Consider the following 25,951-nt stretch of genomic DNA (forward strand, 5'->3'; position numbering starts at 1 on the left):
AAGTTTTTTACAATAAAACGACAGAAAGCAGCGGAACCGGTTTTGCCGCCCTAGACTCAAACCTGCGCGGCCGACACCGAAGCGGCCACTACCTGCACAGCCACTCCACTGAGAACAACACTATGAAACGGATTCTGCTCGGCACCCTGTTCACCGTCGCCTCCCTCAACGCCATGGCCCAGGCCCCCGGTGGCCCGGATTGCGGCTGGGGCAACATGCTGTTCGAAGGCCAGCGCGGCACCCCGGCGCACTTTCTGGCCTCGACCACCAACGGCACCTCGGGTAACGCCACCTTCGGCATGACCAGCGGCACCAACGGCTGTAACACCAGTGGCGCATTGACCTACGGCGGCAAGTCGTGGATCGCCATGAACGGCATGATGGACGAGCTTTCCGAAGACATGGCCAAGGGCCAAGGCGAAGCGCTGACCACCTACGCGGTGGTGCTGGGCGTCAAGCCGGAAGACCGTGCCTACTTCGAGTCGGTCACCCATGAGCACTTCACGCAGATCTTCAGCCGCCCTGACGTGACCGCCGAAGACGTGCACAGCAATACCCTGGGCGTGATGAAAGGCGACGCCCGCCTGGCCAAGTACGCCGAAGCGGCCTGAAACGCCTGACCGGGCCCGCCTGCTAGCAGGCGGGCCTTCTCGTTCAATTGCGTGGAACCCCCTGGATGTTCAAGCGCCTGGCATGGCTGGCGATGATGGCCTGTGCGCCGCTGTACGGCGCTGACGATGCAACCCTGGCGCGGCTGGCCCAGGCCCCTTACTGGCTTGCCCTTGGCCATTACGTGCCGGCCAAGGCCGGCGGCTGGCGCAGCTACGTAGACGACCGCCGCTTCTTCATCGCCGCGGATGGCGCCCACCAGCCCGGCGACGAGCTACGCGCCACCCTCGCCGCCCTGTACGCCCCGGCCAGCCTGGGCGACCAGCATGCCCAGTGCCGCTACCCAGCGCGCAGCCGCTGGCTGAAGGCCGAGCTTGGGCTGAACGACCTGCCCCGCGTGCACTGCGCCGAATTCGACCAGTGGTACCAGGCGATCTCGCCACACAGCACCGTGCTGGTGTTCCCGGCCGCCTATCTCAACAGCCCGTCGTCGATGTTCGGCCACACCCTGCTGCGCATCGACCAGGCCGACACCCGCGCCGATGGCACAGCGCTGCTCAGCTACGCGATCAACTTCGGCGCCTACGTAGAAGGCTCCGACAACAGCATCCTGTACGCCTGGAAGGGCCTGGCCGGCGGCTACCCTGGGCTGTTCTCGCTGGTGCCCTACCAGCAGAAGCTTGCCGAATACCGCAGCCTGGAAAACCGCGACCTGTGGGAGTACCACTTAAACCTCAGCGAGGCGGAAACCGCGCGCATGGTCGAGCATGTGTGGGAACTGCGCCAGGTACGCTTCGATTACTACTTCTTCGACGAAAACTGCTCGTACCGCCTGCTCGAACTGCTGCAAATCGCCCGCCCCGGGCTTGCGCTGACCGGGCAGTTCCCGATTACCGCGATCCCCACCGACACGGTGAAGGCGGTCAAGGCCGCCGGGCTGGTCGACAGCATCGACTACCGCCCCTCGCGCGAGCGCGAGCTGCTGGCGCGGGCCGAGCCCTTGAGCGCGGGTGAACAACAGCTGGCACTGCGCCTGGCGGCCAACACCGGCGTGCTGCAAGGCCCGGCCTTCCGCGCGCTACCCGCCCCGCGCCAGGCACTGGTGGCCGACACCGCCTACCGCTTGGAGCGCTACCGCGCCACCGGCCAGGAGCGCGACCCAGCGCGCGCCCAGCGCAGCTTCGAGCTGCTGCGGGCGATGAACGCCAACCCGCCGCCTGCCCTCGCCCTGCCCCGCCCCGGCTTGCCGGAAGACGGCCACCCGTCGCGCACCTGGAGCGCCGCGGGCGGCAGCCGCGACGGCCACGGCTTTGCCGAATACGGCCTGCGCATGGCCTACCACGACGTGCTCGACAACGCCGAGAGCTTCCCCCTTGGCGCACAGATCGAAATCCTTGGCCTGCGCGTGCGCCAATACGCCGATAACCACTGGCAGCTGCAACGGCTCGACCTCGCCAACATCCGCTCGCTGACGCCCCGTAACGCGCTGCTGCAGCCGTTGTCGTGGCAGGTGGGCGGCGGCCTTGAGCGGGTGCCCGGCCGCCATGGCGATGCCACCCTGGTCAGCCAGCTTGGCGGCGGCGCCGGGGGCACCTGGGCTTTGGGTGACGGTGTGCTGGCCTATGCGCTGGGTACCACCCGGGTGGAGCACAACCCGGATTTCGGCGCCTTCGCCAGCCCGGCGGTGGGCTTTGACAGCGGCCTGCTGTGGCAGAACCCGCTGGGCAACGTGCAACTGGAGGCCAAGGGCGATTATTTTGCCAATGGCGAAGTGCGCCGGCGCCTGGCGCTGGGCCAGCAGTGGGCAATCAGCCGCGCCTTCGGCCTGCGCCTGAGCGCCGCGCGGGACTTCAGCCACCTCGGCAGCCCCACCAACGAGGTGATGCTTGAGGCCCGCTGGTACCACTATTGAGGCCGTACATCCCCCGTTCACGGCAAATTGACGAAATCCGCACCGGCGGCTGTCTAACGTTTCATCAAGCCGGGCACTTTAGCCCCGGTATTGCGTGAGGTATCGCAAAATGAAGCGGTATGGGTGCGTACTGGCACTGATGGCGGCGCTTGCCGGTTGCCAGACGGCGCACGATCAGATGGTCCAGCAAGGCTATCCGCCAGCCTTCGCTGATGGTTATCACGACGGCTGCAGCAGTGGCCGGGCCGCCGCGGCCTCTTTCAGCGGCAACTACAGCAAGGACGTGAACCGCTACATGGGCGATAAGCTCTACAGCGGCGGCTGGGACGACGGCTTCCGACAGTGCCAGGCACAGGCGGTCAGCCGCGACCAGCAAGAGGTGCATGACCGGGTGCTGAACGATCGCGACCGCGATTGGGAAACCCAGAAAACCCGCATGACCTACCGCGCGTATCACGGCGATTAGCGTCGCCGGCAGGCATGGGCGAGAACTTACCCCCTGCGATGATGGCCTAATGGGCTATTGCGGGAGAACAGTGATGAGCCGAGCCTTCGTCAACGAAGACCATGCCGCCGCCCAAGCCACCGCCCCGGTGGAGCGGCAAATCAGCAGCCAGCCCAACTACGTGACCGAAAGCGGGCTGGCCCTGCTGCAGGCACGGGTGGCCGAGCTCAAGGCCCTGCGCGCCGAACAGGTGGCGCTGGGTGAGCGCGGTGACAAGCAATCGATGGCCGACCTGGAGCGCGACCTGCGCTACTTCCAGGCGCGGGTCGGCAGCGCGCGCCTGGTGCCCCCGGTCACCTCCACCGAACAGGTGCAGATCGGCAGTTGGGTGAGTTTCGCCGACGAACACGACGCCCACAGCCAAGTGTGCCTGGTCGGTGAGGACCAAGCCGATGCCGGCGTGGGGTTGGTCAACTGGGCGTCGCCACTGGGCAGCGCGCTGTTGGGCAAAGCGGTGGGCGATGAGGTGCTGTGGGCCAGGCCCGCGGGGGATGTGCTGATCGAGGTGTTGGCGATCAGCGCTACGCCATTGCCTTGAAGGGCCTTTCGCCCGGCACAGCCAGGCGAAAGGCCTTGGCGTCAGGCCAGGCTCTTGTAACGCACACGCTTGGGCTGCGCGGCGGCATCGCCCAGGCGTTTTTTCCGGTCGGCTTCGTACTCGGTGTAGTTACCCTCGAAGAACTCGATGTGCGAGTTGTCTTCGTAGGCCAGGATGTGCGTCGCCACGCGGTCGAGGAACCACCGATCGTGGGAAATCACAATGGCCGCGCCCGGGAAGTCGAGCAGGGCTTCTTCCAGCGAACGCAGGGTTTCGACGTCAAGGTCGTTGGACGGTTCGTCGAGCAGCAGCACGTTGCCGCCCTCTTTCAGCGTCAGCGCCAGGTGCAGGCGGCCACGCTCACCCCCGGAGAGGTCCTTGACGAACTTCTGCTGGTCACCGCCCTTGAAGTTGAAGCGGCCCACGTAGGTACGCGAGGGAATTTCATAACCACCGATGCGGATCACGTCAGAGCCGTCAGACACCTGCTCGAATACGGTCTTGCCGCCTTCGAGGTCTTCACGGCTCTGGTCGACGCAGGCCAGTTGCACGGTGTCGCCGATGTCGATGGTGCCCGAATCCGGCTGTTCTTTGCCCATCAGCATGCGGAACAAGGTGGATTTACCCGCGCCGTTACCGCCGATCACACCGACGATTGCGCCCTTGGGAATGGAGAACGACAGGTTGTCGATCAACACGCGGTCGCCATAGCCCTTGGTGACGTTGTTGAACTCGATGACCTTGTCGCCCAGGCGCGCGCCCGCCGGGATGTAGATCTCGTTGGTTTCGGCGCGTTTCTGGAATTCCTGCGACTGCATCTCTTCGAAGCGCGCCAGGCGGGCCTTGGACTTGGCCTGGCGTGCCTTGGCGCCCTTGCGCACCCACTCCAGCTCTTCCTTCATGGCCTTTTCATGGGCGCTTTGCTGCTTGCTCTCTTGCGCCAGGCGGTCGGACTTGGCTTCGAGCCAGCCAGAATAGTTGCCCTCGTAAGGGATGCCAGCGCCGCGGTCGAGCTCGAGGATCCAGCCGGCGACGTTGTCGAGGAAGTAACGGTCGTGGGTAATCGCCACCACGGTGCCAGGGAAGTTGTGCAGGAACTGCTCGAGCCAGGCCACCGAATCGGCATCCAGGTGGTTGGTCGGTTCGTCGAGCAGCAGCATGTCGGGGGCCGACAGCAGCAGGCGGCACAGCGCCACGCGGCGTTTTTCACCGCCGGAGAGGTGCTCGACCTTGGCGTCCCAGGCCGGCAGGCGCAGGGCGTCGGCGGCGACTTCCAGTTGGCGCTCGAGGTTGTGGCCGTCGCTGGCCTGCAAAATGGCTTCGAGCTTGGCCTGTTCGGCGGCCAGTTTGTCGAAGTCGGCGTCGGGCTCGGCGTAGGCGGCGTACACCTCGTCGAGGCGGGCCTGGGCGTCCTTGACCACCGAAACCGCCTCTTCGACCACCTCGCGCACGGTCTTGGAAGGATCAAGTTGCGGCTCTTGAGGCAGATAACCTACGTTGAGCTCGGGCATCGCCCGGGCTTCGCCGTCGAACTCTTTATCGACGCCCGCCATGATCCGCAGCAAAGTAGACTTACCCGCACCGTTGAGGCCGAGCACGCCGATCTTGGCGCCGGGGAAGAACGACAGGGAAATGTTCTTGAGGATTTCACGTTTCGGCGGAACGACTTTGCTCAGCCGATGCATGGTATAGACGTATTGGGCCATGGTTAACCTGATGGTTGCGAAAATGAAGATGACCGTAGAGAAGAAGTGGCGCCAGCGCGGGCGTGCCAAGACCGCCAAAGCTACCGTAATGCGACGCGGTCGGCAAACCAGCGACAAACAGGGCTGGCACTTTGCCACGGCGCAAGGCATGCTAATCCGTCGCCAGCCACAGGCCCATTTTGCGCCTTTTTTCGCGCCACGGCCCCATGTCATGCCCAGCCCAAACGCAGGTATTACAGTTTGAGCACTCCGCCATCGGCCTCGCTGCGCCGTAAGCCTTCAACACAGGGTAGTTTCCGGCTCAGTTCGCTGCGCACCGCGCTGGCACTGCTGGTGCTGACGCTGATCGGCCTGCTGTTCTGGCAGCTGTTCGACCAATACCAGCGTAGCGAACGGGGCGAGCGCGACGCGGCGGTCAGCTACAACACCAGCCTGGCCGACCACCTGGGCATGAACCTGGCGTTGTTCGCCCAGACCACCCTGAGCCGGCTGGCCACTGCCAGCCCCGACCCCGCCGCCCTGACCCAACCCGATGCCCTGCAGAAGCTGCGCAAAACCCTGCCCGCGCTAGACAGCGTGAGCTGGCTGGGGGCCAACGGCCAATGGGTGGGCCACCCGACGATCGGCCAGGATTACCTCAACGACCTGCTGGTGCGCAGCGCCGAGCAAGCCTTCCATTACACCGACAGCGACGGCGGCCGGCGCCTGCAATTGCTGCTGCGCGACCCGGCCCAGCCCAGCCGCGGCCATTGGTTGCTGACCTTCAACCACACCTTGCTCGGCAGCCTCAGCCAGGCGGTTGAGCCAGCCCGCGAGCAAGACTGGCTGCTGGAGAACGCCGCCACCGGCCTGGTGCTGTACCGCGACGACCGCCTGCCCGAGGGTAACGAGCAACTCGCCAGCCAAGAGCGCGAACGCAGCGTGGTGCTGGTGCCGCTGGCCAGCAGCGACTGGCAACTGCGTGGCCTGTTCGACGCCGCCGGCACGCGCCAGGCGCTGGCCAAGGGCATGCTCGGCAAGCTGCTGCTCGGCGCGCTGTGCGCGGTGCTGCCGCTGCTGGTGCTGCTCGACATCCGCCGCCGCCAACGTGCCCTGCAGGCCGGCCGGCGGCGCTACCAGGATATTTTCGAGGGCGCCGGCGTTGGCCTGTGCGTGCTCAACCTCGGCGAGCTACGCAAGCTGCTGGCCGACTCGTCCGTGCACACCGCGGCCGAGCTCGCCCCCTGGCTGGCCCGCTACCCCGAACAACAGGCGGCGCTGAGCCGCGCGCTGCAGGTGCACGAGGTCAACCAGGTGGCCCTGCAAGTGCTGGGGGTGAGCGAAGGTGACCCTCTCTGGGCACGGCTGTTCAGCCTATCGCCGCTGGACGAAACCGGCATTACCTACCAGTTGCTCAAGCTGGTGCTCGAGGGCGAGCAAACCGTTGAGCTGGAAACGCCCCTGCCGGGCAGCGAAGCCGGCACCCAGTACCTGTGGGTGCTGATGCGCCTGTCGGCCGAAGCCGACCAAGTGGTGCTGAGCCTCGACGACATCACCCAACGCAAACAGGCCGAGCTGTCGCTGGTCGAACGCGAAGCGTTCTGGGCGGAGGTGATCCAGGCGGTGCCGGACCACCTCTACGTGGCCAACGTGCTGACCCGCCAGTTGCTCTACAGCAACGAACACCTGGGCCTGACCCTGGGCTACAGCGAAGCGGAAATCCGCCGCCTGGGCGAGAGCTACTGGGAAACCATGTTGCACCCCGAAGACCTCGCCCACGCCCAGGTGCTGCGCCAGCACCAGCGCGACACCGCCTACGCCAGCCCGCTGCACACCCAACTGCGCTTCCGCCATAAAGACGGCAGCCTGCGCCGCTTCGACATCCGCGAGCAAACCCTGAGCACCGATGCCGAGGGCCGGGTCACCCGCATCATCGGCCTGGCCAAGGACGTATCCGACCAGCTCGAGGCCAGCCAGTCGCTGCGCGAGAGCGAGCGGCGCTACCGCCTGCTGGCCGAGAGCATCAGCGACGTGATCTTCTCCACCGACAGCCGCCTGGCCTTGAACTACGTCAGCCCGTCGGTCAGCACCGTGCTCGGCTACGACGTCGACAGCGTGTTCGAGCAAGGCTGGCAGTCGATCATCGCCAACCCGGCGCAACTGCAAAGCTTGCAGCAGTTGCTCGAACGGGTCGACCGCGCCCTGGGCAACCCGCTGGCCCTGGCCGAGCTGCGGCACAAGGTGAGCACGCAGTTCTTCCTGTTCGACTGCCTGCGCGCCGACGGCCGGCGCATCCCGATCGAGCTGCGGCTGGTGCTGATCTGGGACGAAAACGACAACTTCGAAGGCATCCTCGGCGTAGGCCGCGACGTCAGCCAGCAGCGCCGCGCGGAGAAAGACCTGCGCATGGCCGCCACGGTTTTCGAGCACTCCACGTCGGCGATCCTGATCACCGACCCGGCCGGCTACATCGTGCAGGTCAACGAGGCCTTCACCCGGGTCAGCGGTTACTCCGCCGGGCAGGTCGAAGACCAACTGCCCAAGCTGCTCACCGTGCAGGAGGCGCAACAGGCGCACCTGCAGTACGTGGTCAAGCAGTTGGGCGAACGGGGCAGCTACGAGGGCGAAATCTGGCTCAAGCGCCGCAACGGTGAGCATTACCCGGCCTGGGTGGGCATCACCGCGGTGTTCGACGACGAAGGCGACCTCGCCAGCTATGTGTGCTTCTTTAGCGACATCAGCGAGCGCAAGGCCAGCGAGCAGCGCATCCACCGCCTGGCCTACTACGACGCCCTGACCCACCTGCCCAACCGCACGCTGTTCCAGGACCGCCTGCACAACGCCCTGCAGCAAGCCGAGCGGCAGAAAGCCTGGGTGGTGCTGATGTTCCTCGACCTCGACCGCTTCAAGCCGATCAACGACTCCCTCGGCCACGCCGCCGGCGACCGCATGCTCAAAGACATGGCCACGCGCCTGCTGGCCTGCGTGGATGAAGACGACACCGTGGCGCGCATGGGCGGCGACGAATTCACCCTGCTGCTGCAGCCGCGCGCCAGCCGCGAGCAGGCGCTGAACCGCGCCATCCATGTGGCCGAGCAGATCCTTGGCAGCCTAGTGCGGCCGTTCGTGCTCGAAGGCCGCGAATTCTTCGTGACCGCCAGCATCGGCATCGCCCTGAGCCCACAAGACGGCAACGAGCTCAGCCAACTGATGAAGAACGCCGACACGGCGATGTACCACGCCAAAGAGCGTGGCAAGAACAACTTCCAGTTCTACCAGACCGACATGAACGCCAGCGCCCTGGAGCGCCTGGAGCTCGAAAGCGACCTGCGCCACGCGCTGGAGCAGCAAGAGTTCATCCTTTACTACCAGCCGCAGTTCAGCGGCGACGGCAAGCGCCTGACCGGCGCCGAAGCGCTGCTGCGCTGGAACCACCCGCGCCGCGGGCTGGTGCCGCCAGGGGATTTCATCCCGGTACTCGAAGAGCTCGGCCTAGTGGTGGATGTGGGCGAGTGGGTGCTGCTGGAGGCCTGCCGCCAGCTCAAGGCCTGGCACCAGGCCCGCGTGCGGGTGCCGAAAGTGTCGGTGAACATCTCCGCCCGGCAGTTCTCCGATGGCCAGTTGGGCACGCGCATCGCCGCGATCCTCGAAGAAACCGCCCTGCCCCCGGCCTGCCTGGAGCTGGAACTGACCGAGAGCATCCTGATGCGCGAGGTCAACGAGGCGATGCAGATCCTCGACAGCCTCAAGCGCCTGGGCCTGTCGATCGCGGTGGATGACTTCGGCACCGGCTATTCGTCGCTGAACTACCTCAAGCAGTTCCCGATCGACGTGCTGAAGATCGACCGCTCGTTCGTCGACGGCCTGCCCGACGGCGAACAGGACGCACAGATCGCCCGTGCCATCGTGGCCATGGCCCACAGCCTGAACCTGGCGGTGATTGCCGAAGGCGTCGAAACCCACGACCAACTGGGCTTCTTGCGTGAGCACGGCTGCGACGAGGTGCAGGGCTACCTGTTCGGCCGGCCAATGCCGGCCAGCCGGTTCGCCGCGCAGTTCAGCAACGATGCGCTGTTCATGCTCGACTAGCGGCCCCTGGCCGCTAGTCGAGCAGGGGGAAGTTTTAAGCGGCAAGCTGCAAGTGGGGGGTGGGGGCTTTTAGCTTGGGGCTTGGGGCTTCGTCGGCTTTTTGTTTGCCCCTTGAGGCTTGCCCCTTACCGCTGCTCTTCCCATTACTTCCAGTCCTCACCAACTTGAGCCCCGCTCATATGCCAGCCTCCGGAGGATGGGGTAGAATGCGCGCTTTCACTCTGCCGATCCTCGAGGACCGCCCATGTTCAGCCGTGACTTGACCCTTGCCAAATTTGACGCCGACCTGTTCGCAGCGATGGAACAGGAAGCTCGCCGCCAGGAGGAGCATATCGAGCTGATCGCCTCGGAGAACTACACCAGCCCCGCGGTGATGGAAGCCCAGGGCTCCACGCTGACCAACAAATACGCCGAAGGCTACCCGGGCAAGCGTTACTACGGCGGCTGCGAATACGTCGACGTGGTCGAGCAACTGGCCATCGACCGCGCCAAACAGCTGTTCGGCGCTGACTACGCCAACGTTCAGCCGCATGCCGGCTCCCAGGCCAACGCCGCTGTTTACCTGGCCCTGCTGCAGGCGGGCGACACCATCCTGGGCATGAGCCTGGCCCACGGTGGCCACCTGACCCACGGCGCTTCGGTGTCCTCCTCCGGCAAGCTGTACAACGCCGTGCAGTACGGCATCGACGCCAACGGCCTGATCGACTACGACGAAGTCGAGCGCCTGGCCGTCGAGCACAAGCCGAAAATGATCGTGGCCGGCTTCTCGGCGTACTCGCAAGTGCTGGACTTCCCGCGCTTCCGCGCCATCGCCGACAAAGTGGGCGCCTACCTGTTCGTCGACATGGCCCACGTGGCTGGCCTGGTGGCCGCCGGTGTGTACCCGAACCCGGTGCCGTTCGCCGACGTGGTCACCACCACCACCCACAAAACCCTGCGCGGCCCGCGCGGCGGCCTGATCCTGGCCCGCGCCAACGCCGACATCGAGAAAAAACTCAACTCAGCGGTATTCCCCGGCGCCCAAGGTGGCCCGCTGGAGCACGTGATCGCTGCCAAGGCGGTGTGCTTCAAGGAAGCGCTGCAGCCTGAGTTCAAGGCCTACCAGCAACAAGTGGTGAAAAACGCCCAAGCCATGGCCGAAGTGTTCATCGCCCGCGGTTTCGACGTGGTCTCCGGTGGTACCCAGAACCACCTGTTCCTGCTGTCGCTGATCAAGCAAGACATCTCCGGCAAAGACGCCGACGCCGCCCTGGGCCGCGCGTACATCACCGTGAACAAGAACTCGGTGCCCAACGACCCACGCTCGCCGTTCGTCACCTCCGGCCTGCGCTTCGGCACCCCGGCCGTGACCACCCGTGGCTTCAAGGAAACCGAATGCCGCGAGCTGGCTGGCTGGATCTGCGACATCCTGGCCGACCTGAACAACGAGGCGGTGATCGACGCCGTGCGTGAGAAGGTCAAGGCTATTTGCGCCAAGCTGCCGGTGTATGGCAACTAAGCGGTAACGTTTACGGCCCTGCGCCCGGCACAGCCGAGCAAAGGGCCGTAACCCTCTTCTACAAAGCCTCGAACGCCTCGCGAATCGCCTGCTCCGGCAACTCATCGGCGATGAACACCATCACACTCTCCCGCGCTTCATCGGCCGCCCACTCGCGGTCCCAGTCAAAGCCATACAGCTTGAGCACGCCCTGGAACACCAGCCGGCGTGGATCCCCTTCGATGTTCAGCACACCCTTGTAGCGCAGTAACTGGCGGCCGTGGTCTTCGAGCAGTTGGTTCATGAACGCGCTGAGGGCGTCGATGTTCAGCGCCTTGTTGGTACGCAGCACCATGCTGGTGATGCGGTCGGCGCTGTTGCCCTGGGCCACCGGGCGCAGGCTGAAGCCGGCGCCCAGGTCGGTGTTGAGGTTGAAGCCGCGGATGTCGAGCAACTCCGCCAGGTCGATTTCGCCCTGCTTGACCACCCGCACCGGCGCGCGGCGGTTAATCCGCCGCAGCCGCTCGCCCAAGGCCTCGAATGCCTCGGCGCTGACCAGGTCGGTTTTGCTCACCAGCAAGCGGTCGGCAAACCCCACCTGGGCCTGGGCGATCGTCTGCTTGAGGTGTTCCTCGGCGTGGGCGGCATCGACCAGGGTCACAATGCCATCGAGCAGGTAGCGCTCGCGGATGTCTTCTTCAAGGAAGAAGGTTTGCGCCACCGGGGCGGGGTCGGCCAGGCCGGTGCACTCGATCACCAGCCGGTCGAAGGCGATGGCGCCGCTGTCGCGGCGCTGCAGCAAAAAGCGCAGGCCCTTGGTCAGGTCGCTGTTGATGCTGCAGCACACGCAGCCGTTGGCCAGGGTGAGCACTTGCACGGCGTCATCGCCGAGCAGTTCGGTGTCGATGCCGGTTTCGGCGAATTCGTTTTCGATCACGGCCAGCTTCAGGCCGTGCTCGGCCCTGAGCAGGTAGCGCAGCAGGGTGGTTTTCCCAGCGCCGAGAAAGCCGCTGAGAATGGTCACGGGAATCGGGTTCACACAGCCTCCAGAGACGAAAACGCCGCCCGCGGGGCAACTACCCCTCGGCCGGCGTTGGTCGTTGTGCGCCTCAACAGCAGCGGGGCGAGCCCTTGCCGCCGCCGTAGCGCGCTTCCTGGCGTTCCCGGAAGAACGCCTCGTAGGTCATTACCGGTTGGTCCGGATGCTTGTTGCGCATGTGCTCGACGTAGTTGTCGTAGTCGGGCATCCCGACCATCAGGCGCGCGGCCTGGCCGAGGTACTTGCCCAGGTTGGCCAGGTCATTGAACATCCGCTCGCCCTCCGTTCACTGTTGGCCGCCCAGCGCCTGGTATGGCGCCTCGCGGTCGGTACGCTCTCTGCGGCCCAGCGCCCGGTAGCCGGTGCGCACGGCAAACAGCAGCACACTGAGCACCACGATCAGGAACAGCACCGTCAGCACCGAGTTGGTGTAGGCGTTGAAGATCACCGCCTGCATTTGTTCGACGCTCTTGGCCGGGGCCAGTACCTGGCCGGCGGCCAGCGCGTCGCTGTACTTCTTGGCCAGCGCCAGGAAGCCCACCGCCGGGTTCGGATCGAGCAGCTTGATCAGGCCCGCGGTGGTGGTGCAGATCAACAGCCACAGCGCCGGCACCAGAGTGACCCAGATGTAGCGCTCGCGCTTCATTTTGATCAGCACCACGGTGCCGAGCATCAGGGCGATACCGGCGAGCATCTGGTTGGAGATCCCGAACAGCGGCCACAGGGTGTTGATGCCGCCCAGCGGGTCGACCACGCCCTGGTACAACAGGTAACCCCACAGCGCCACGCAGCCAGCGGTGGCGATGATGTTGGCGGCCCAGGATTCGGTACGTTTGAGCGCCGGCACGAAGTTGCCGAGCAGGTCTTGCAGCATGAAGCGCCCGGCACGGGTACCGGCGTCTACCGCGGTGAGGATGAACAGCGCCTCGAACAGGATCGCGAAGTGGTACCAGAACGCCATGGTGTTCTCACCCGGCAACACCTGGTGGAGGATCTGCGCGATACCCACCGCCAAGGTGGGCGCGCCACCGGCACGGGCGAGGATGGTGTGCTCGCCGATGTCGTTGGCCACTGCTTGCAGGGCGTCGGGGGTGATCATGAAGCCCCAGCTGCTCACCGCGGCGGCGACGGCGTTGACGTCGGTGCCGACCACGGCCGCGGGGCTGTTCATGGCGAAGTACACGCCCGGTTCGATCACCGAGGCCGCGACCATCGCCATGATCGCCACGAACGACTCCATCAGCATGCCGCCGTAACCGATGTAACGGGCGTTGGTTTCGTTATCCAGCAGCTTGGGCGTGGTGCCCGAGGAGATCAGCGCATGGAAGCCCGACACCGCGCCACAGGCAATGGTGATGAACAGGAACGGGAACAACGTGCCCTTCCACACGGGCCCGGTGCCGTTGGTGAACTGGGTCAGCGCGGGCATTTTCAGCTCGGGCATGGTCACCAGGATGCCAATCGCCAAGGCGATGATGGTGCCGATCTTGAGGAAGGTCGACAGGTAGTCCCGCGGCGCCAGCACCAGCCACACCGGCAATACCGCGGCGACGAAACCGTAGCCGATGAGCATCCAGGTGATCTGCACGCCGGTGAAGGTAAAGGCCTTGGCCCAGACTGGGTCCGCGGCCACCTGGCCACCCAGGTAGATCGACAGCAGCAACAGCACCACGCCCACCAGCGAGATTTCACCGATGCGGCCGGGGCGGATGTAGCGCATGTAGATGCCCATGAACATCGCGATCGGGATGGTGGCGATCACCGTGAACACGCCCCAGGGGCTTTCGGCCAGGGCCTTGACCACGATCAGCGCGAGCACCGCGAGGATGATGATCATGATCAGAAAGCAGCCAAACAGCGCGATGGTGCCGGGAATCTGGCCCATTTCCTCGCGGACCATGTCGCCCAGCGAACGGCCATTGCGGCGGGTAGACAGGAACAGCACGACGAAATCCTGCACGGCGCCAGCGAACACCACCCCGGCGATCAGCCAGAGGGTGCCGGGTAAATAGCCCATTTGCGCGGCCAGCACCGGGCCCACCAGCGGCCCCGCGCCAGCGATGGCAGCGAAGTGGTGGCCAAAGAGGATGTGCTTGTTGGTGGGCACGTAGTCCAGGCCGTCGTTGTTCACGACCGCTGGGGTGGCGCGGGTAGGGTCCAGTTGCATCACCTTGTTGGCGATGAACAGGCTGTAATAGCGGTAGGCAACGAGGTACAGCGCGACCGCCGCGACGACGATCCACAAGGCATTGATGGTTTCACCACGGCGCAGGGCGACCACACCCAGCGCACTGGCGCCTATCACGGCCAGCGCGAGCCATGGCAGATGGCGGGCCGGGCTTGTTGTGTTGTTCATATTATTTTTATCCAGCGAATGGGTTTTGGAAGACCACCCACTGAGTCTAGCCAGAGTCCGTGGAAAACTCATCCCCCCCGTTGGTCTAGAGCGGCTGTGCGGCCGGTCACGCCACGCCGCCGCGGGCTGGTCTATAGTCCTGCCATGCCAAGGAGTTTTACATGACTAGCGAACGCCGCCGTTTCATCCGTATTCCCTTCGACGCCAAGACCCTGATCGCACAGGGCGGCGCCACCTGGGATGTGCAGTTGCAGGATGTTTCCCTCAAAGGCCTGCTGATCGCCCGCCCCGACGACTGGGCCGGCGACGCGGCGCAACCGTTCGGCGCGCTGATCACCCTCAGCGACCAGGCCACGGTGAAGATGGAAGTGCGCCTGGTGCATGAAGAGGCCGAGCGGCTGGGCTTTGAGTGCGACCATATCGACATCGACTCGGCCAGCCACCTGAAGCGGCTGGTCGAGCTGAACCTCGGCGACGCGGCAGAACTGGAGCGGGAGCTGGGCGCGTTGTTGCTGCCCTGAACGCCAGGGCCGCCGTTACGGCAGCGCCGGCAACCCCCAATCCTGCGGCTTGAACTGCAGCAAGCTGCCTAACCGGCCATCGGCGTGGGTGTACTTTTCGGGGTCCATGGCTGAATCCGGCACCGCCAGCGCGTACATGCCGGCGGCCTTGGCGGCGGTCACGCCAAAGGGCGAATCCTCGAACACCAGGCAATCGGCCGGGTTGACCCCAAGGCGCCGCGCGGCGGTGAGGAAGATGTCTGGCGCGGGCTTGGCCGCGGTCACTTCCGGGTCGTCAGCGGTGACGATGGTGTCGAACAGCGCGAACCATTCCTTGTGGCCTTCGGTTTTCAGCGCAAAGTAGGTGCTCGACGAACTGGTACCGACCGCCACCGGAATGCCGTGGGCCTTGAGGTGGCGCACCAGCGCTTCGGCGCCAGCCATGCCCAGCGCCTTGGGGAAGCGCTCGACCATCAGCGGCTTGCGCACCTCAAGGAACTCATCCACGCTGATCGGCAACTCGAGCGCCTCGACCACGTAGGTGGCCAGGTCGCGCGCGCCACGGCCGATGATGTGCTGCTTGTGCTCCCAGCCAAAGGTCTTGCCGTAGCGGCCGGCGATGATCTGCGTTACTTCGGTGTAGATGCCCTCGGTATCGAGCAACAACCCGTCCATATCGAAGATAACGGCCTTGATCTGCGGAGTGCTTGGCATACGGCGCCTCTGGTTTTGGTAAAACCCGGTAATAAACGCCCGCGGCCAGCGGGTCAAGCCCGCTTACTCTTCGAACAACGCGTCCAAGGCTTGGTCCAGGCGGGTAACCGCCACCACCTGCAGGCCGGCGGGCGGCTCTTTCGGCGCGTTACCCTGGGGCACGATGGCGCGCTTGAAGCCATGCTTGGCAGCCTCTTTCAGGCGCTCTTGGCCGCTCGGCACCGGGCGCACCTCGCCGCTCAGGCCCACCTCGCCAAACACCAGCAGCCCGTGAGGCAGCGGGCGGTTGCGCAGGCTGCTCATCACCGCCGCCATCAGCGCCAGGTCAGAGGCGGTTTCGAGCACCTTCACCCCGCCGACCACGTTGAGGAACACGTCTTGGTCGTGGGTGGGGATACCGCCATGGCGGTGCAGTACCGCCAGCAGCATGGCCAGGCGGTTCTGGTCCAGGCCGAGGGTGACCCGCCGCGGGTTGGCCAGGTGGCTGTCATCGACCAGCGCCTGCACCTCGACCAGCATCGGCCGGGTGCCTTCCCAGGTGGCCATCACCACGCTGCCGGCGATTTCTTCCTGGGCGCGGCTGAGGAAAATCGCCGAGGGGTTGGAGACTTCTTTCAGGCCGCGGTCGGTCATGCCGAACACGCCCAGTTCATTGACCGCGCCAAAGCGGTTCTTCACCGCCCGCAGCAGGCGCAGGCGGCCGTCGGACTCCCCCTCGAAGTACAGCACCGTGTCGACCATGTGCTCGAGCACCCGCGGGCCGGCCAGCGAGCCTTCCTTGGTCACGTGGCCGACCAGGAACACCGCGGTGCCGGTCTGCTTGGCGAAGCGCACCAGCAACGCGGTGCTCTCGCGCACCTGGGCCACGCCACCGGGGGCCGATTGCAGCTGCTCGGTAAAGATGGTCTGGATCGAGTCGATCACCATCACCTTGGGTTTTTCCACCCGGGCGGTGGCGATGATGGCCTCGATGGAGGTTTCGGTCATCACCTTGAGGCGGTCTTGCGGCAACGCCAGGCGCCGCGCGCGCATGGCCACTTGCTGCTGCGACTCCTCGCCGGTCACGTACAGCGCCGGCATCCGCGCCGCCAGGGCGCAGAGGGTTTGCAGCAGAATGGTCGACTTGCCGATGCCCGGGTCGCCGCCAATCAACACCACCGAGCCCTCAACCAAGCCGCCGCCCAGCACGCGGTCAAGCTCGGTGGAGGCGGTGCTGAAGCGCGGGATTTCTTCTACGCTGACTTCAGCCAGGGTTTTCAGCTGGGCCTGCTCACCGGCCCAGCCGGCGCGGCCGCTGGAGGCGGCGGGGGTGTTCTCCACCACGGTTTCGACCAGGGTATTCCAGGCGCCGCATTCGCCACACTGGCCGGCCCACTTGGGAAAGGTCGCACCGCACTCGGTGCAGCCGTACATGCGCTTGGCCTTGGCCATGGAACCCCCGGTTTTCGCAAAAGGCCGCCATGATAACCTTCTAGCCCGCCGCGCGCCGCCTGCAATCCAAGCAAACTATTGGCCGCTACCCCGGTCATTTCAAGAGACGCAGCGCAGCCGACGAAAGGTTGGCATACACTGTGAGCACCTTAAATTTTGTTACAGGGGGTAAAACTCAATGAGCCTGATCCAAGAGTTCAAGGCCTTCGCGGTCAAGGGCAACGTGGTCGACCTGGCGGTCGGTATCATCATCGGCGCGGCGTTCGGCAAAATCGTTTCGTCGTTCGTCGGCGACATCATCATGCCGCCTCTGGGCTTGCTGATCGGGGGGATCAACTTCACCGACCTTGCCATTACCCTGCGCCCGGCCGAGGGCACCACGCCGGCGGTGGTGCTGGCCTATGGCAAGTTCATCCAGACCATCTTCGACTTCATCATCGTCGCGTTCGCGATCTTCATGGGCGTGAAGGCGATCAATAAGCTCAAGCGCGAAGAAGCCAAGGCCCCGAGCCTGCCGCCAGCGCCAAGCAAGGAAGAACTGCTGCTGACCGATATTCGGGATTTGCTGAAAGAGCAGAATGGGCGCAGTGCGCCGGTAGTGCCGCCTACGGTTGGCTGAGGTAAACGGGCAGCCCTGCTCACCTCCAAGGTGAGCAGGGCACTTTGATTGATGCTGCAACCTGCACAGCTACGCCATCCAAGCGCCCCTATAGGTTGGCAACAAATCGCAAACAATAACAACTCTCACTCTCATTGCATCACTCCCCATCCTCATATAGTTTCCTAACAACGTTGGCCAACGCATTTACATCCTCGCCCTAGGGGCTTGGGTGATCCCAGCCATGTTGTAGGGAAATATCTGAATGCAAGAAAAACACCTCATCGTCAACTGGGGGCAGCCACGTACGCCCTCAAACGTAAACTTAGACGTACCCTTCGCTGATCATCCGCGTACATTTGGCAGAACCCGAACACCTGATAATTGGCCAGGTGCTAGCCGCGAGAAGATCGCAGGCACCCGAGAACCTAGCCAACCACTTCCCTTTCCAAGTGCAACCGAGGATCTTTTCAACGAAGTTGTTAACACCTTCTCCACTCATGAAGCGGACTACGCGACTCGATTCAGCAATATTCAAACCGAGGCGGAGCAGCGCTGGCAGGAGGCGCTCTCTTCGGTACCGCTTGATACAGCAGGCATAACTGTTGCCCGCCAGGCGGTAACCGTAGACTTAATGGCCAAGGTATTTGGGGAATACACGTCCCAATTGCCTATCGCCTACGAAATAGATGGCTACAACCTCTTTTATCTTGCCGAAACTCTAGCAATGCGAAAGGTCAGGGCCCTATTGATGGGAGACCTCACGCACAGCTATGAACAAATCCAGAATTCATTTGCCCGCGCGTACACCGCCACGCTGGAGGTGAAACGGCTGTCGCTCATAATCGATGCCTTGACTGAGAAGCTGGAGTCATTGGCACAGGCGGCTGACGAAGAGGAATACCAACAGCACCACGCAAGCAACGAATGGGCCTTACGGCTTCAGGCACGACTCACACGCCTCGCTGCTGAAAGAGAGATTCACCTGCAACGCTTACCCCATTTTCTTCAAAACGCCCTGAACGGATCTACCGGAGACCTCAGCGCCTACCCTCTCGCCGAGCAACTGGATCGACAAGGCGCCGCGCTATCTCAACTGGCAGAAGTGGAGCGCGCTGCGGTTGGCGCATACACCCGCGCAAATCCACACATAACACCCCCATTGAGCCGCCCAGAAACCGAGGCGCTTAAAAACCTTGTCGACCTTCAAACCCAGCAAAACCCTAGGGCCACGATGGGCAGATTATCACCAAGCCGCGCTTCACACCGAAGCAGCCCGCCAACTGGACATCGCAGCCAAGGCCCTGTCCAGGCTCTCTCAACGGGCCCAAGCAGCGAACGATGCCTTGCGCGCCGCCGCCGAGGCGGCACGTATTGCGGCAGAGCAGGCTGCAATTGATAGCGCTTTAACAGCGCCGCTACACCACACCCTCTCGGCCGATGCAGCAATCGCCAGGCCATTATTCTTCAGTGCAGTAGCGACCTACCCGGTTATAGAAAATGCCGGTGCGTCTATCTCCGCTTCGTTGCGCACAGGCCTAGCGGTTCTCGCCGATTTCGCCCAAGCCACCTCCAAGGGCGCAGCAGTCGGCATCGGCCTGCTGTTGTATTCGCCGAAGTTAGGCAATGCCGAGCGAATGGAGCGCACGGTTACCAGCATACCGCTGTCATTGATAGCACCTGAATTAGCGGCGCAGCTAGCGGCTGCAGCGGCAGCGGTGGATGCACAACACACAGTGAGCATGCCTGTGCGCCTGGCCACTACGCCGGTGCCAACGGAAGAAGCCAAGAGCACCTTGGTCGTCGTAAAAACCGGCGAGGCGGTGCGGGCGAACGTCAAAGCAGTGTATGCCACTCATGACCCCGCCACTAAAACCTATACCGCACAAACCGCCGAACAGCCGCCGCGCACGCTGACGTGGACACCCGCCATCAGCCCGCCCGACTCTTCCACGGCCTTGCCCGGTGAGAGCACGATACCGGAAAACTACGACGGGCCCGTGGTTGAGCCGATTGAAGCGAAGCTGTTGGAGTCACCGCAGCCCGAACCGCTAGACTTCGATGATTTGGTAGTGATTTTCCCAGCGGACAGTGGGTTGCCGCCGATTTATGTGATGTACAAAAGCCCTCGGTATGAGCCGGGGGTGGTGACGGGAAGTGGGCAGGTTGTTGGAGAGGACTGGCTGTCTGCGGCAGCAACTATTGGTGCGCCAATTCCTACGCAAATTGCAGAGCAGTTGATCGGTCTTCGATTTTCAAGTTTTGATGGGCTAAGAAGGGCAGTATGGCGCGCAATAGCACAAGACCCCGTGCTTAATGCTCACTTCAGGTCAACTCAGCTACCCAACATGGAAAAAGGATTATCCCCACTTGTCCCGAAAGCACAATGGCGCGGCAAAAGAAAGGTTATGGAAGTCCACCACAAAAACTTAATCAGTCAGGGAGGCGCAGTTTACGACCTTGACAACTTATTCATCATGACGCCGAATGCTCATGTTAACATCCATTGCAAAGGGGACTGACCGATGAAAGAAAAATTTGAAGATTACACTGAGCAGGAATTTCTTCAATTCGTAGGGGACATCTTGGGCGGCAAGGCTGACAGTGATCTTGAGCTTAACCAGTGGCTAGATCACTTTGACGACATCACTGAACACCCCGACCAAAGCGACGTGATCTTCTTTCCTGCAGAAGGTGAGGACGAATCTCCTCAAGGGGTACTACAGCGTGTCAAAGAATGGCGAGCCGCCAATGGTAAACCAGGCTTCAAGCAAGCTTAGGCAGGCACTCACGCAATAAAAGCGCAGCTTTAGAGTGGTTCGCTCAAGGCAAAGGTTACTAAATCAGGTCGATAATCTTTGGCTTGCCACTGCGCGTACCGTTTCAGGGCCCTTCGCCTAGCAAAGCCGGGTGCAGGACCACGGCCTCCCCTAGGCCGTGCCGGGCGAAGCACCAGCCACCCTACCAGTACGTTTCCACCGCCACCTGCCCCGGCCGCCGGCTGAGGCTCAGCTGCATGTCTCGCCCCTTCAGCAGTTTGCGGGTGTCGTCGATCATCTCCGGGTTGCCGCAAATCATCACCCGCGAATGCTCCGGGGTCAGCGGAGTGCCGGCGGCCGCTTCCAACGCGCCGTTCTCGATCAAGCTGGTGATCCGCCCGCGCAGGGCGTTGGGGTAATCCTCGCGGCTCACGCAGGGTATGAAGCGCAGCTTGCCGGCAAACTCGGCCAGGTATTCACGCTGCTCCAGCCCGGCGATCAGCTCACGGTAGGCCAGTTCCTGGCCATGGCGGGCGCTGTACACCAGGAAGATCCGCTCGAAGCGCTCCCAGGCTTCGAAGTCCTGCAGGATCGACACGAACGGCGCCACCCCGGTGCCGGTGGCGAGCATCCACAGGTCGCGGCCGTCGGCGAAGCGGTCGAGGGTGAGGTAACCGAAGGCCTGGCGGTCGATCAGCAGTTCGTCGCCTGCCTTCAGCCGCGCCAGTTCGCTGGTGAACTCGCCCCCCGGCACCACAATGGAGAAGAAGTCGAGAAACTCATCGTGGGGCGACGACACCATCGAATACGCGCGCCACACCACGCTGCCGTCGGCCTTGGCCACGCCCAGGCGGGCGAACTGCCCGGCACGGAAACGAAAGCCCTGGTCGCGGGTGGTGCGCAGGGTGAACAGGCTGGGCGTCAGGGTTTGCACATCGAGCAAGCGCTGGCGGGTGAATTTCTCGTCGCTCATGGGGCCTCCACGTCTAATGGTGCCTAGTGTGGCGCAATCGCCGCCCGACAAACACCGACGCAGAGTGTGTGAACCGGCGTAGAATTCGCTTTTTGCGCACCCTCGAGCCTTACCGATGCCCCGTTTCGACAGCGCCTACGCGCAACTCGACCTGATCCGCCAACCCGAAATGGCCAAACAAGAACCCTTGTTCGCCTTCGACGCCGCCGACGAATACCTGCTCAGCCACCTGGCCGAGCAAGGCCTGCCGGCCGGCGCCCGGGTGCTGGTGCTCAACGACGGCTTCGGCGCCCTGGCCATCAGCCTGCACGGGCACTATGAGGTGGTGAGCAGCGGCGACTCGCACCTGGGCGCCCTGGCGCTGGCGAAGAACCTCACCCGCAACGGCCTGCCGTTCGACGCGGTCACGCTGCTGCCGGCCAGCGAGCCGTTCAGCGGCGAATTCGACCACGTACTGGTGAAGGTGCCGAAAACCCTGGCCCTGCTCGAGGAGCAGTTGATCCGCCTGCAGCGCCACCTCAAGCCGGGGGCGATGGTGGTTGCCGGCGGCATGATCAAGCACCTGCCGCGCGCGGCCGGGGAGCTGATCGACGAGTTGATCGGGCCGATGCAAGCCTCGCTGGCGGTCAAGAAAGCCCGCCTGCTGGCCGCCCGCTATGTGCCGCGCGAACCGATCGCCTCGCCTTACCCCAGCCGCTACCGCCTCGACGCCCCGGCCTTGGAGCTGGTCAACCACGCCAACGTGTTCTGCCGCGAAGGCCTCGACATCGGCACCCGCGCGCTGCTGCCGCACCTGCCACGCAACCTCAACCACGCCCGCGTGGCGGACCTCGGCTGCGGCAACGGCATTCTTGCCATCGCCACGGCGCTGGAGAACCCCTGGGCCGAGTTCACCTTGGTGGATGAGTCTTACATGGCCGTGCAGTCGGCCCGAGAAAACTGGCACGCGGCGCTCGGCAACCGTGCGGTGACCCTGCGCGCCGGCGACGGCCTGGCCGAGCAGGCGCCCAACTCGCTCGACCTGGTGCTGTGCAACCCGCCGTTCCACCAGCAGCAGGTGGTGGGCGACTTCCTCGCCTGGCGGATGTTCCAGCAGGCGCACAAGGCGCTGGTGCCGGGCGGCGGGCTGATGATCGTCGGCAACCGCCACCTGGGCTACCACACCAAGCTGGCGCGGTTGTTCCGCGGGGTCGAGCAGGTGGCGGCGAACCCGAAGTTCGTGGTGTTGTTGGCGCTGAAGTGAGGGCAATAGGCGCTTCGAGTTGATTGGCGCCGGGTTGATCGGCGGCCCCATGCCTAGCTGAATAACTCAGCATGGGTGCCCGCCCTTACAAAAACGATCTGCTCATATTTACCGACGCTTGCGACCGTGTAGACGAGCAGGAAATCACCACCCACATGGCATTCCCGATGGCCACTCCAGTCGCCGGTCAGCGCATGGTCGACCCACTCTGGCCCCAATGGCGCGTCATTACCGATCAGCAGGCCCATCACCTCCTTGAGCCGCTTCATGTTGTACCTGCCCGCGCGCGATAGGCGCTCCCAATCTTTCAAGAATGCCCGGGTGTAGTCCGCCGCCCGAGGTAGAACCGCGCGCTTACTCGCCGCTGTTTTTTTCGAGGTCATCTATCAGGTCATCCGCCGTGGAAAATCGAGCGCGGCGGCCCTGAATAATCGCCTGTGCCTCGGCAATGGCCTCCCGGCTCTGCGCATTGGGCGTGCGCAAAGCGAAAGGCAATTCTTGATCGGCAACGACGCGAGTCAAGAACACTCGAATGGCATCTGAAACCGTTAGCCCCATTGCAGCCAGGGTTTGCACAGCCTGGGCCTTGAGCTCTTCGTCAAGGCGAACGTGCACCATAGTTGTGGTAGGCATAAAACCTCCTCAGCGTTTCGTAGGCACATCGTATCTCATTTGAGATACACCGCAATAGCCGACGGATCTCCACCCATAAAAAAGCCCGCTGGAGCGCGGGCAAAAGGATGGGAAGCTCGAATCAGTGGGTACGCATGCCGGCGGCGGCCATCAGCAGGCGGATCAGCCCGGCCACCAGGCCCAGGCTGACCACGCTGGCGGCCCAGATCAGCACCAGCCAGCCCAGGCGTTGCCACAGCGGTTTTTGCGTGTGTGGTGCGTTGGCCATGGGCGTGCCTCCTAGTGGTAGCCGTCTTCAGCGGTGACCTTGCCGCGGAACACGTAGTAACTCCAGAACGTGTAGCCGAGGATGAACGGCAGGATGAACAGCGTGCCCACCAGCATGAAGCCCTGGCTTTGCGGTGGCGACGCGGCGTCCCAGATGGTCACGGCCGGCGGGATGATGTGCGGCCACAGGCTGATGCCCAGGCCGCTGTAGCCGAGGAAAATCATCAGCAGGGTGAGCAGGAACGGCGCGTAGTGGGCGCCGCGGCTCACGGTGACCCACAGCCCCACCACGGTGGCCAGCACCAGCAGCGGCACCGGCAAGAACCAGAACAGGTTCGGCGTGCTGAACCAGCGCTGGGCGATGTCACCGTGGGCGAGTGGGGTCCATACGCTGACCACGGCAATCACCGCCAGCAGCACGCCAATCAGCGGCTTGGTCACCTGGTGCATGCGCGCTTGCAGCTCGCCCTGGGTTTTCATGATCAGCCAGGTGCTGCCCAGCAGCGCGTAGGCCACGATCAGCCCCAGGCCGCAAAACAGCGAGAACGGCGTGAGCCAGTCCAGCGGGCCGCCGGCGTAATGCCGCTCGACCACCGGGATGCCGTCGATGAACGCGCCCAGCGCCACGCCCTGGCTGAAGGTGGCCAGCAGCGAGCCGCCGATGAAGGCTTTGTCCCAGATGTGGCGCTTGTGGTCACGGGCCTTGAAGCGAAACTCGAAGGCCACGCCGCGGAAGATCAACCCGATCAGCATGAAGATCAACGGCAGGTACAGCGCCGAGAGCACCACCGAGTAAGCCAGCGGGAAGGCGCCGAACAGCGCCGCGCCGCCCAGCACCAGCCAGGTTTCGTTGCCGTCCCAGACCGGCGCGACGGTGTTCATCATCACGTCACGGTCCTGCTCGGCCTTGACGAACGGGAAGAGGATCCCGATGCCGAGGTCGAAGCCGTCCATGACCACGTACATCATCACCCCGAAGATGATGATGATGGCCCAGATCAAAGAAGTGTCGATGCCCATGGCTCAAGCCTCCGGGGTTTCATGGCTGGCCGACAGCGGGCGCGCCGGGGTACGTGGCTGGCCGGGGCCGCCATGGGGTTCGCTGTGCTCCACGTGGGGCTGCGGGCCCTTGCGCACCAGGCGCATCATGTAGCTGAAGCCCACGCCGAACAGCGAGAAGTACACCACTACGAACAACGCCAGGGTCACGCTCATCGACACCGCGTCGTGGTTCGACGACGCATTGGCGGTGCGCATCAGGCCGTACACCACCCACGGCTGGCGGCCGATCTCGGTGGTGAACCAGCCCGCCAGCAGGGCGATCAGCCCGGCCGGGCCCATGTACATCGTCAGGTACAGGAACGGTTTGCAGCTGTACAGCTTGCCGCGCCAGCGCAGCCAGGCGCTGAGCAGGCCCACGCCGATCATCAGCATGCCCAGGCCGGCCATGATGCGGAACGACCAGAACACGATGGTGGAGTTGGGGCGGTCTTCCGGCGGGAAGGATTTCAGCGCCGGGATCTGCCGGTCGAGGCTGTGGGTCAGGATCAGGCTGCCCAGGTACGGCACCTCAAGGGCGAAGCGGGTTTTCTCGGCTTTCATGTCTGGCCAGCCGAACAGGATCAGCGGCGTCGGTTCACCGGGCACGTTCTCCCAGTGGCCTTCGATCGCGGCGATCTTCGCCGGCTGGTGCTCCAGGGTGTTCAAGCCATGGGCATCGCCGACCACGGCCTGGATCGGCGCGACGATCAGCGCCATCCACATGGCCATCGAGAACATCTTGCGCACCGCCGGGTTGTCGCGCCCGCGCAGCAGGTGCCAGGCCGCCGAGGCGCCGACGAAGAACGCGGTGGCGACGAACGCGGCGATCGCCATGTGCGCCAGGCGGTAGGGGAACGACGGGTTGAAGATCACCGCCAGCCAGTCCGCCGGGATCACCCGGCCATCGACGATTTCGTAACCCTGAGGGGTTTGCATCCAGCTGTTGGACGACAGGATCCAGAAGGTCGAGATCAGCGTGCCGATCGCCACCATCACCGTCGAGAAGTAGTGCAACCCACGGCCGACGCGGTTCCAGCCGAACAGCATCACGCCCAGGAAGCCCGCTTCGAGGAAGAACGCGGTGAGGACTTCGTAGGTGAGCAGCGGGCCGGTGATAGCCCCGGCGAAGTCCGAGAAGCCACCCCAGTTGGTGCCGAACTCGTAGGCCATGACCAGGCCAGAGACCACGCCCATGCCGAAGTTCACGGCGAAGATTTTCGACCAGAAATGATACAGGTCGCGGTACACGTCGTTCTTGGTCTTCAGCCACAGCCCTTCGAGCACCGCCAGGAAACTGGCCAGGCCGATGGTGATGGCGGGAAACAGAATGTGAAACGACACGGTGAAGGCAAATTGCATTCGGGCGAGATCTAGTGCCTCTAGGCCGAACATGGCAGGTTCCTCTCAGGCAGGGGCATTGATCCAGGTCAATGCGTGTGCAAAAGGGTAGACCCATCGGGCTGCGCAAGTTATGTGGTGGATCGACGCGCGGCACGTTGTCTCACCGGGTTTACATTCCTTAAAATTCGTTAGCCAAGCAACATTTTGATACAGACTGGTGATACGCTGCGGCTCCTCCTTT

The 25,951-nt window shown here is 63.9% G+C and carries 24 protein-coding genes; 12 read left to right on the forward strand and 12 right to left on the reverse strand.

Annotated elements, in window-relative coordinates; genetic code table 11:
• Positions 1–122 precede the first annotated feature (122 nt).
• From ACFZCE_RS01970 to ACFZCE_RS01985, 4 genes are all read left to right on the forward strand, one after another.
• Complete coding sequence (locus tag ACFZCE_RS01970; protein ID WP_390935560.1) at positions 123–611, forward strand: DUF3015 family protein; 489 nt, start codon at positions 123–125, stop codon at positions 609–611.
• A 65-nt stretch (positions 612–676) separates the two neighbouring features.
• Positions 677–2,521 carry a DUF4105 domain-containing protein gene (locus tag ACFZCE_RS01975; protein WP_390935562.1) on the forward strand — a complete coding sequence of 615 codons (1,845 nt, stop codon included), beginning with the start codon at positions 677–679 and terminating at the stop codon, positions 2,519–2,521.
• A gap of 109 nt (positions 2,522–2,630) precedes the next feature.
• Positions 2,631–2,987 carry a hypothetical protein gene (locus ACFZCE_RS01980; protein ID WP_390935564.1) on the forward strand — a complete coding sequence of 119 codons (357 nt, stop codon included), beginning with the start codon at positions 2,631–2,633 and terminating at the stop codon, positions 2,985–2,987.
• Positions 2,988–3,060: 73 nt separating this feature from the next.
• A complete protein-coding gene (locus ACFZCE_RS01985) occupies positions 3,061–3,564 on the forward strand; it encodes a GreA/GreB family elongation factor (protein ID WP_390935566.1) in 504 nt (167 codons plus the stop codon).
• Between the two features lie 41 nt (positions 3,565–3,605).
• Here the strand turns inward: ACFZCE_RS01985 and ettA are convergent, their stop codons facing one another.
• Positions 3,606–5,270 carry an energy-dependent translational throttle protein EttA gene (gene ettA / locus ACFZCE_RS01990; protein ID WP_390935568.1) on the reverse strand — a complete coding sequence of 555 codons (1,665 nt, stop codon included), beginning with the start codon at positions 5,268–5,270 and terminating at the stop codon, positions 3,606–3,608.
• A gap of 240 nt (positions 5,271–5,510) precedes the next feature.
• On the opposite strand from ettA, the gene ACFZCE_RS01995 reads away from it, so the two are divergent.
• Entirely contained in the window at positions 5,511–9,338 is a 3,828-nt protein-coding gene (locus ACFZCE_RS01995) for an EAL domain-containing protein (protein ID WP_390935570.1), read from the forward strand.
• 244 nt (positions 9,339–9,582) lie between these two features.
• A complete protein-coding gene (glyA, locus tag ACFZCE_RS02000; protein ID WP_390935572.1) occupies positions 9,583–10,836 on the forward strand; it encodes a serine hydroxymethyltransferase in 1,254 nt (417 codons plus the stop codon).
• 58 nt (positions 10,837–10,894) lie between these two features.
• Here the strand turns inward: glyA and yjiA are convergent, their stop codons facing one another.
• From yjiA to ACFZCE_RS02015, 3 genes are all read right to left on the reverse strand, one after another.
• Entirely contained in the window at positions 10,895–11,854 is a 960-nt protein-coding gene (gene yjiA, locus ACFZCE_RS02005) for a GTPase (protein ID WP_390935573.1), read from the reverse strand.
• A 70-nt stretch (positions 11,855–11,924) separates the two neighbouring features.
• Positions 11,925–12,125: a CstA-like transporter-associated (seleno)protein gene (locus ACFZCE_RS02010; protein ID WP_390935575.1), complete on the reverse strand. Its 201-nt coding sequence runs from the start codon at positions 12,123–12,125 to the stop codon at positions 11,925–11,927.
• A 15-nt stretch (positions 12,126–12,140) separates the two neighbouring features.
• Positions 12,141–14,210 carry a carbon starvation CstA family protein gene (locus tag ACFZCE_RS02015; protein WP_390935577.1) on the reverse strand — a complete coding sequence of 690 codons (2,070 nt, stop codon included), beginning with the start codon at positions 14,208–14,210 and terminating at the stop codon, positions 12,141–12,143.
• Between the two features lie 161 nt (positions 14,211–14,371).
• Between ACFZCE_RS02015 and ACFZCE_RS02020 the strand changes: the two genes are divergently transcribed.
• Positions 14,372–14,731 (forward strand): PilZ domain-containing protein, encoded by a 360-nt coding sequence (locus ACFZCE_RS02020; protein WP_390935579.1) that lies wholly within the window; start codon positions 14,372–14,374, stop codon positions 14,729–14,731.
• 15 nt (positions 14,732–14,746) lie between these two features.
• Here ACFZCE_RS02020 and ACFZCE_RS02025 read toward each other — a convergent pair whose 3' ends face one another.
• Positions 14,747–15,424, reverse strand: a complete 678-nt coding sequence (locus tag ACFZCE_RS02025) for an HAD-IA family hydrolase (RefSeq protein ID WP_390935580.1) — start codon at positions 15,422–15,424, stop codon at positions 14,747–14,749.
• Between the two features lie 63 nt (positions 15,425–15,487).
• Positions 15,488–16,855 (reverse strand): DNA repair protein RadA, encoded by a 1,368-nt coding sequence (radA, locus tag ACFZCE_RS02030; protein WP_390935582.1) that lies wholly within the window; start codon positions 16,853–16,855, stop codon positions 15,488–15,490.
• 178 nt (positions 16,856–17,033) lie between these two features.
• On the opposite strand from radA, the gene mscL reads away from it, so the two are divergent.
• The 4 genes from mscL to ACFZCE_RS02050 all read left to right on the forward strand — a co-directional run bounded on the left by mscL (position 17,034) and on the right by ACFZCE_RS02050 (position 20,233).
• Positions 17,034–17,474 (forward strand): large-conductance mechanosensitive channel protein MscL, encoded by a 441-nt coding sequence (gene mscL, locus ACFZCE_RS02035; RefSeq protein WP_390935584.1) that lies wholly within the window; start codon positions 17,034–17,036, stop codon positions 17,472–17,474.
• 244 nt (positions 17,475–17,718) lie between these two features.
• Positions 17,719–18,852, forward strand: coding sequence for a hypothetical protein (locus tag ACFZCE_RS02040; RefSeq protein ID WP_390935585.1), 1,134 nt, complete (start codon positions 17,719–17,721; stop codon positions 18,850–18,852).
• Positions 18,800–19,975, forward strand: coding sequence for an S-type pyocin domain-containing protein (locus tag ACFZCE_RS02045; protein ID WP_390935587.1), 1,176 nt, complete (start codon positions 18,800–18,802; stop codon positions 19,973–19,975). Before ACFZCE_RS02040 ends, ACFZCE_RS02045 begins: the two co-directional genes overlap by 53 nt.
• Positions 19,976–19,978: 3 nt before the next feature.
• Positions 19,979–20,233 carry a bacteriocin immunity protein gene (locus ACFZCE_RS02050; protein WP_390935589.1) on the forward strand — a complete coding sequence of 85 codons (255 nt, stop codon included), beginning with the start codon at positions 19,979–19,981 and terminating at the stop codon, positions 20,231–20,233.
• A 181-nt stretch (positions 20,234–20,414) separates the two neighbouring features.
• Here ACFZCE_RS02050 and ACFZCE_RS02055 read toward each other — a convergent pair whose 3' ends face one another.
• Positions 20,415–21,185, reverse strand: a complete 771-nt coding sequence (locus tag ACFZCE_RS02055) for an FAD-binding oxidoreductase (protein ID WP_390935591.1) — start codon at positions 21,183–21,185, stop codon at positions 20,415–20,417.
• A gap of 115 nt (positions 21,186–21,300) precedes the next feature.
• Between ACFZCE_RS02055 and ACFZCE_RS02060 the strand changes: the two genes are divergently transcribed.
• On the forward strand, positions 21,301–22,428 hold the full coding sequence (locus tag ACFZCE_RS02060) for a methyltransferase (protein WP_390935593.1): 1,128 nt from the start codon (positions 21,301–21,303) through the stop codon (positions 22,426–22,428).
• A 53-nt stretch (positions 22,429–22,481) separates the two neighbouring features.
• Here ACFZCE_RS02060 and ACFZCE_RS02065 read toward each other — a convergent pair whose 3' ends face one another.
• The 5 genes from ACFZCE_RS02065 to ACFZCE_RS02085 all read right to left on the reverse strand — a co-directional run bounded on the left by ACFZCE_RS02065 (position 22,482) and on the right by ACFZCE_RS02085 (position 25,761).
• Positions 22,482–22,811 carry a type II toxin-antitoxin system mRNA interferase toxin, RelE/StbE family gene (locus ACFZCE_RS02065; protein ID WP_390935594.1) on the reverse strand — a complete coding sequence of 110 codons (330 nt, stop codon included), beginning with the start codon at positions 22,809–22,811 and terminating at the stop codon, positions 22,482–22,484.
• Positions 22,783–23,061: a type II toxin-antitoxin system RelB/DinJ family antitoxin gene (locus ACFZCE_RS02070; protein ID WP_390935596.1), complete on the reverse strand. Its 279-nt coding sequence runs from the start codon at positions 23,059–23,061 to the stop codon at positions 22,783–22,785. Before ACFZCE_RS02070 ends, ACFZCE_RS02065 begins: the two co-directional genes overlap by 29 nt.
• A 121-nt stretch (positions 23,062–23,182) precedes the next feature.
• Positions 23,183–23,329: a DUF2474 family protein gene (locus tag ACFZCE_RS02075; RefSeq protein ID WP_390935598.1), complete on the reverse strand. Its 147-nt coding sequence runs from the start codon at positions 23,327–23,329 to the stop codon at positions 23,183–23,185.
• A gap of 11 nt (positions 23,330–23,340) precedes the next feature.
• Positions 23,341–24,348, reverse strand: a complete 1,008-nt coding sequence (gene cydB / locus ACFZCE_RS02080) for a cytochrome d ubiquinol oxidase subunit II (protein ID WP_390935600.1) — start codon at positions 24,346–24,348, stop codon at positions 23,341–23,343.
• A gap of 3 nt (positions 24,349–24,351) precedes the next feature.
• A complete protein-coding gene (locus ACFZCE_RS02085) occupies positions 24,352–25,761 on the reverse strand; it encodes a cytochrome ubiquinol oxidase subunit I (RefSeq protein WP_390935602.1) in 1,410 nt (469 codons plus the stop codon).
• Between the last annotated feature and the right edge of the window lie 190 nt (positions 25,762–25,951).

The organism is Pseudomonas sp. NPDC007930, from assembly GCF_042958985.1.
In the GTDB taxonomy this organism is placed as follows: domain Bacteria; phylum Pseudomonadota; class Gammaproteobacteria; order Pseudomonadales; family Pseudomonadaceae; genus Aquipseudomonas.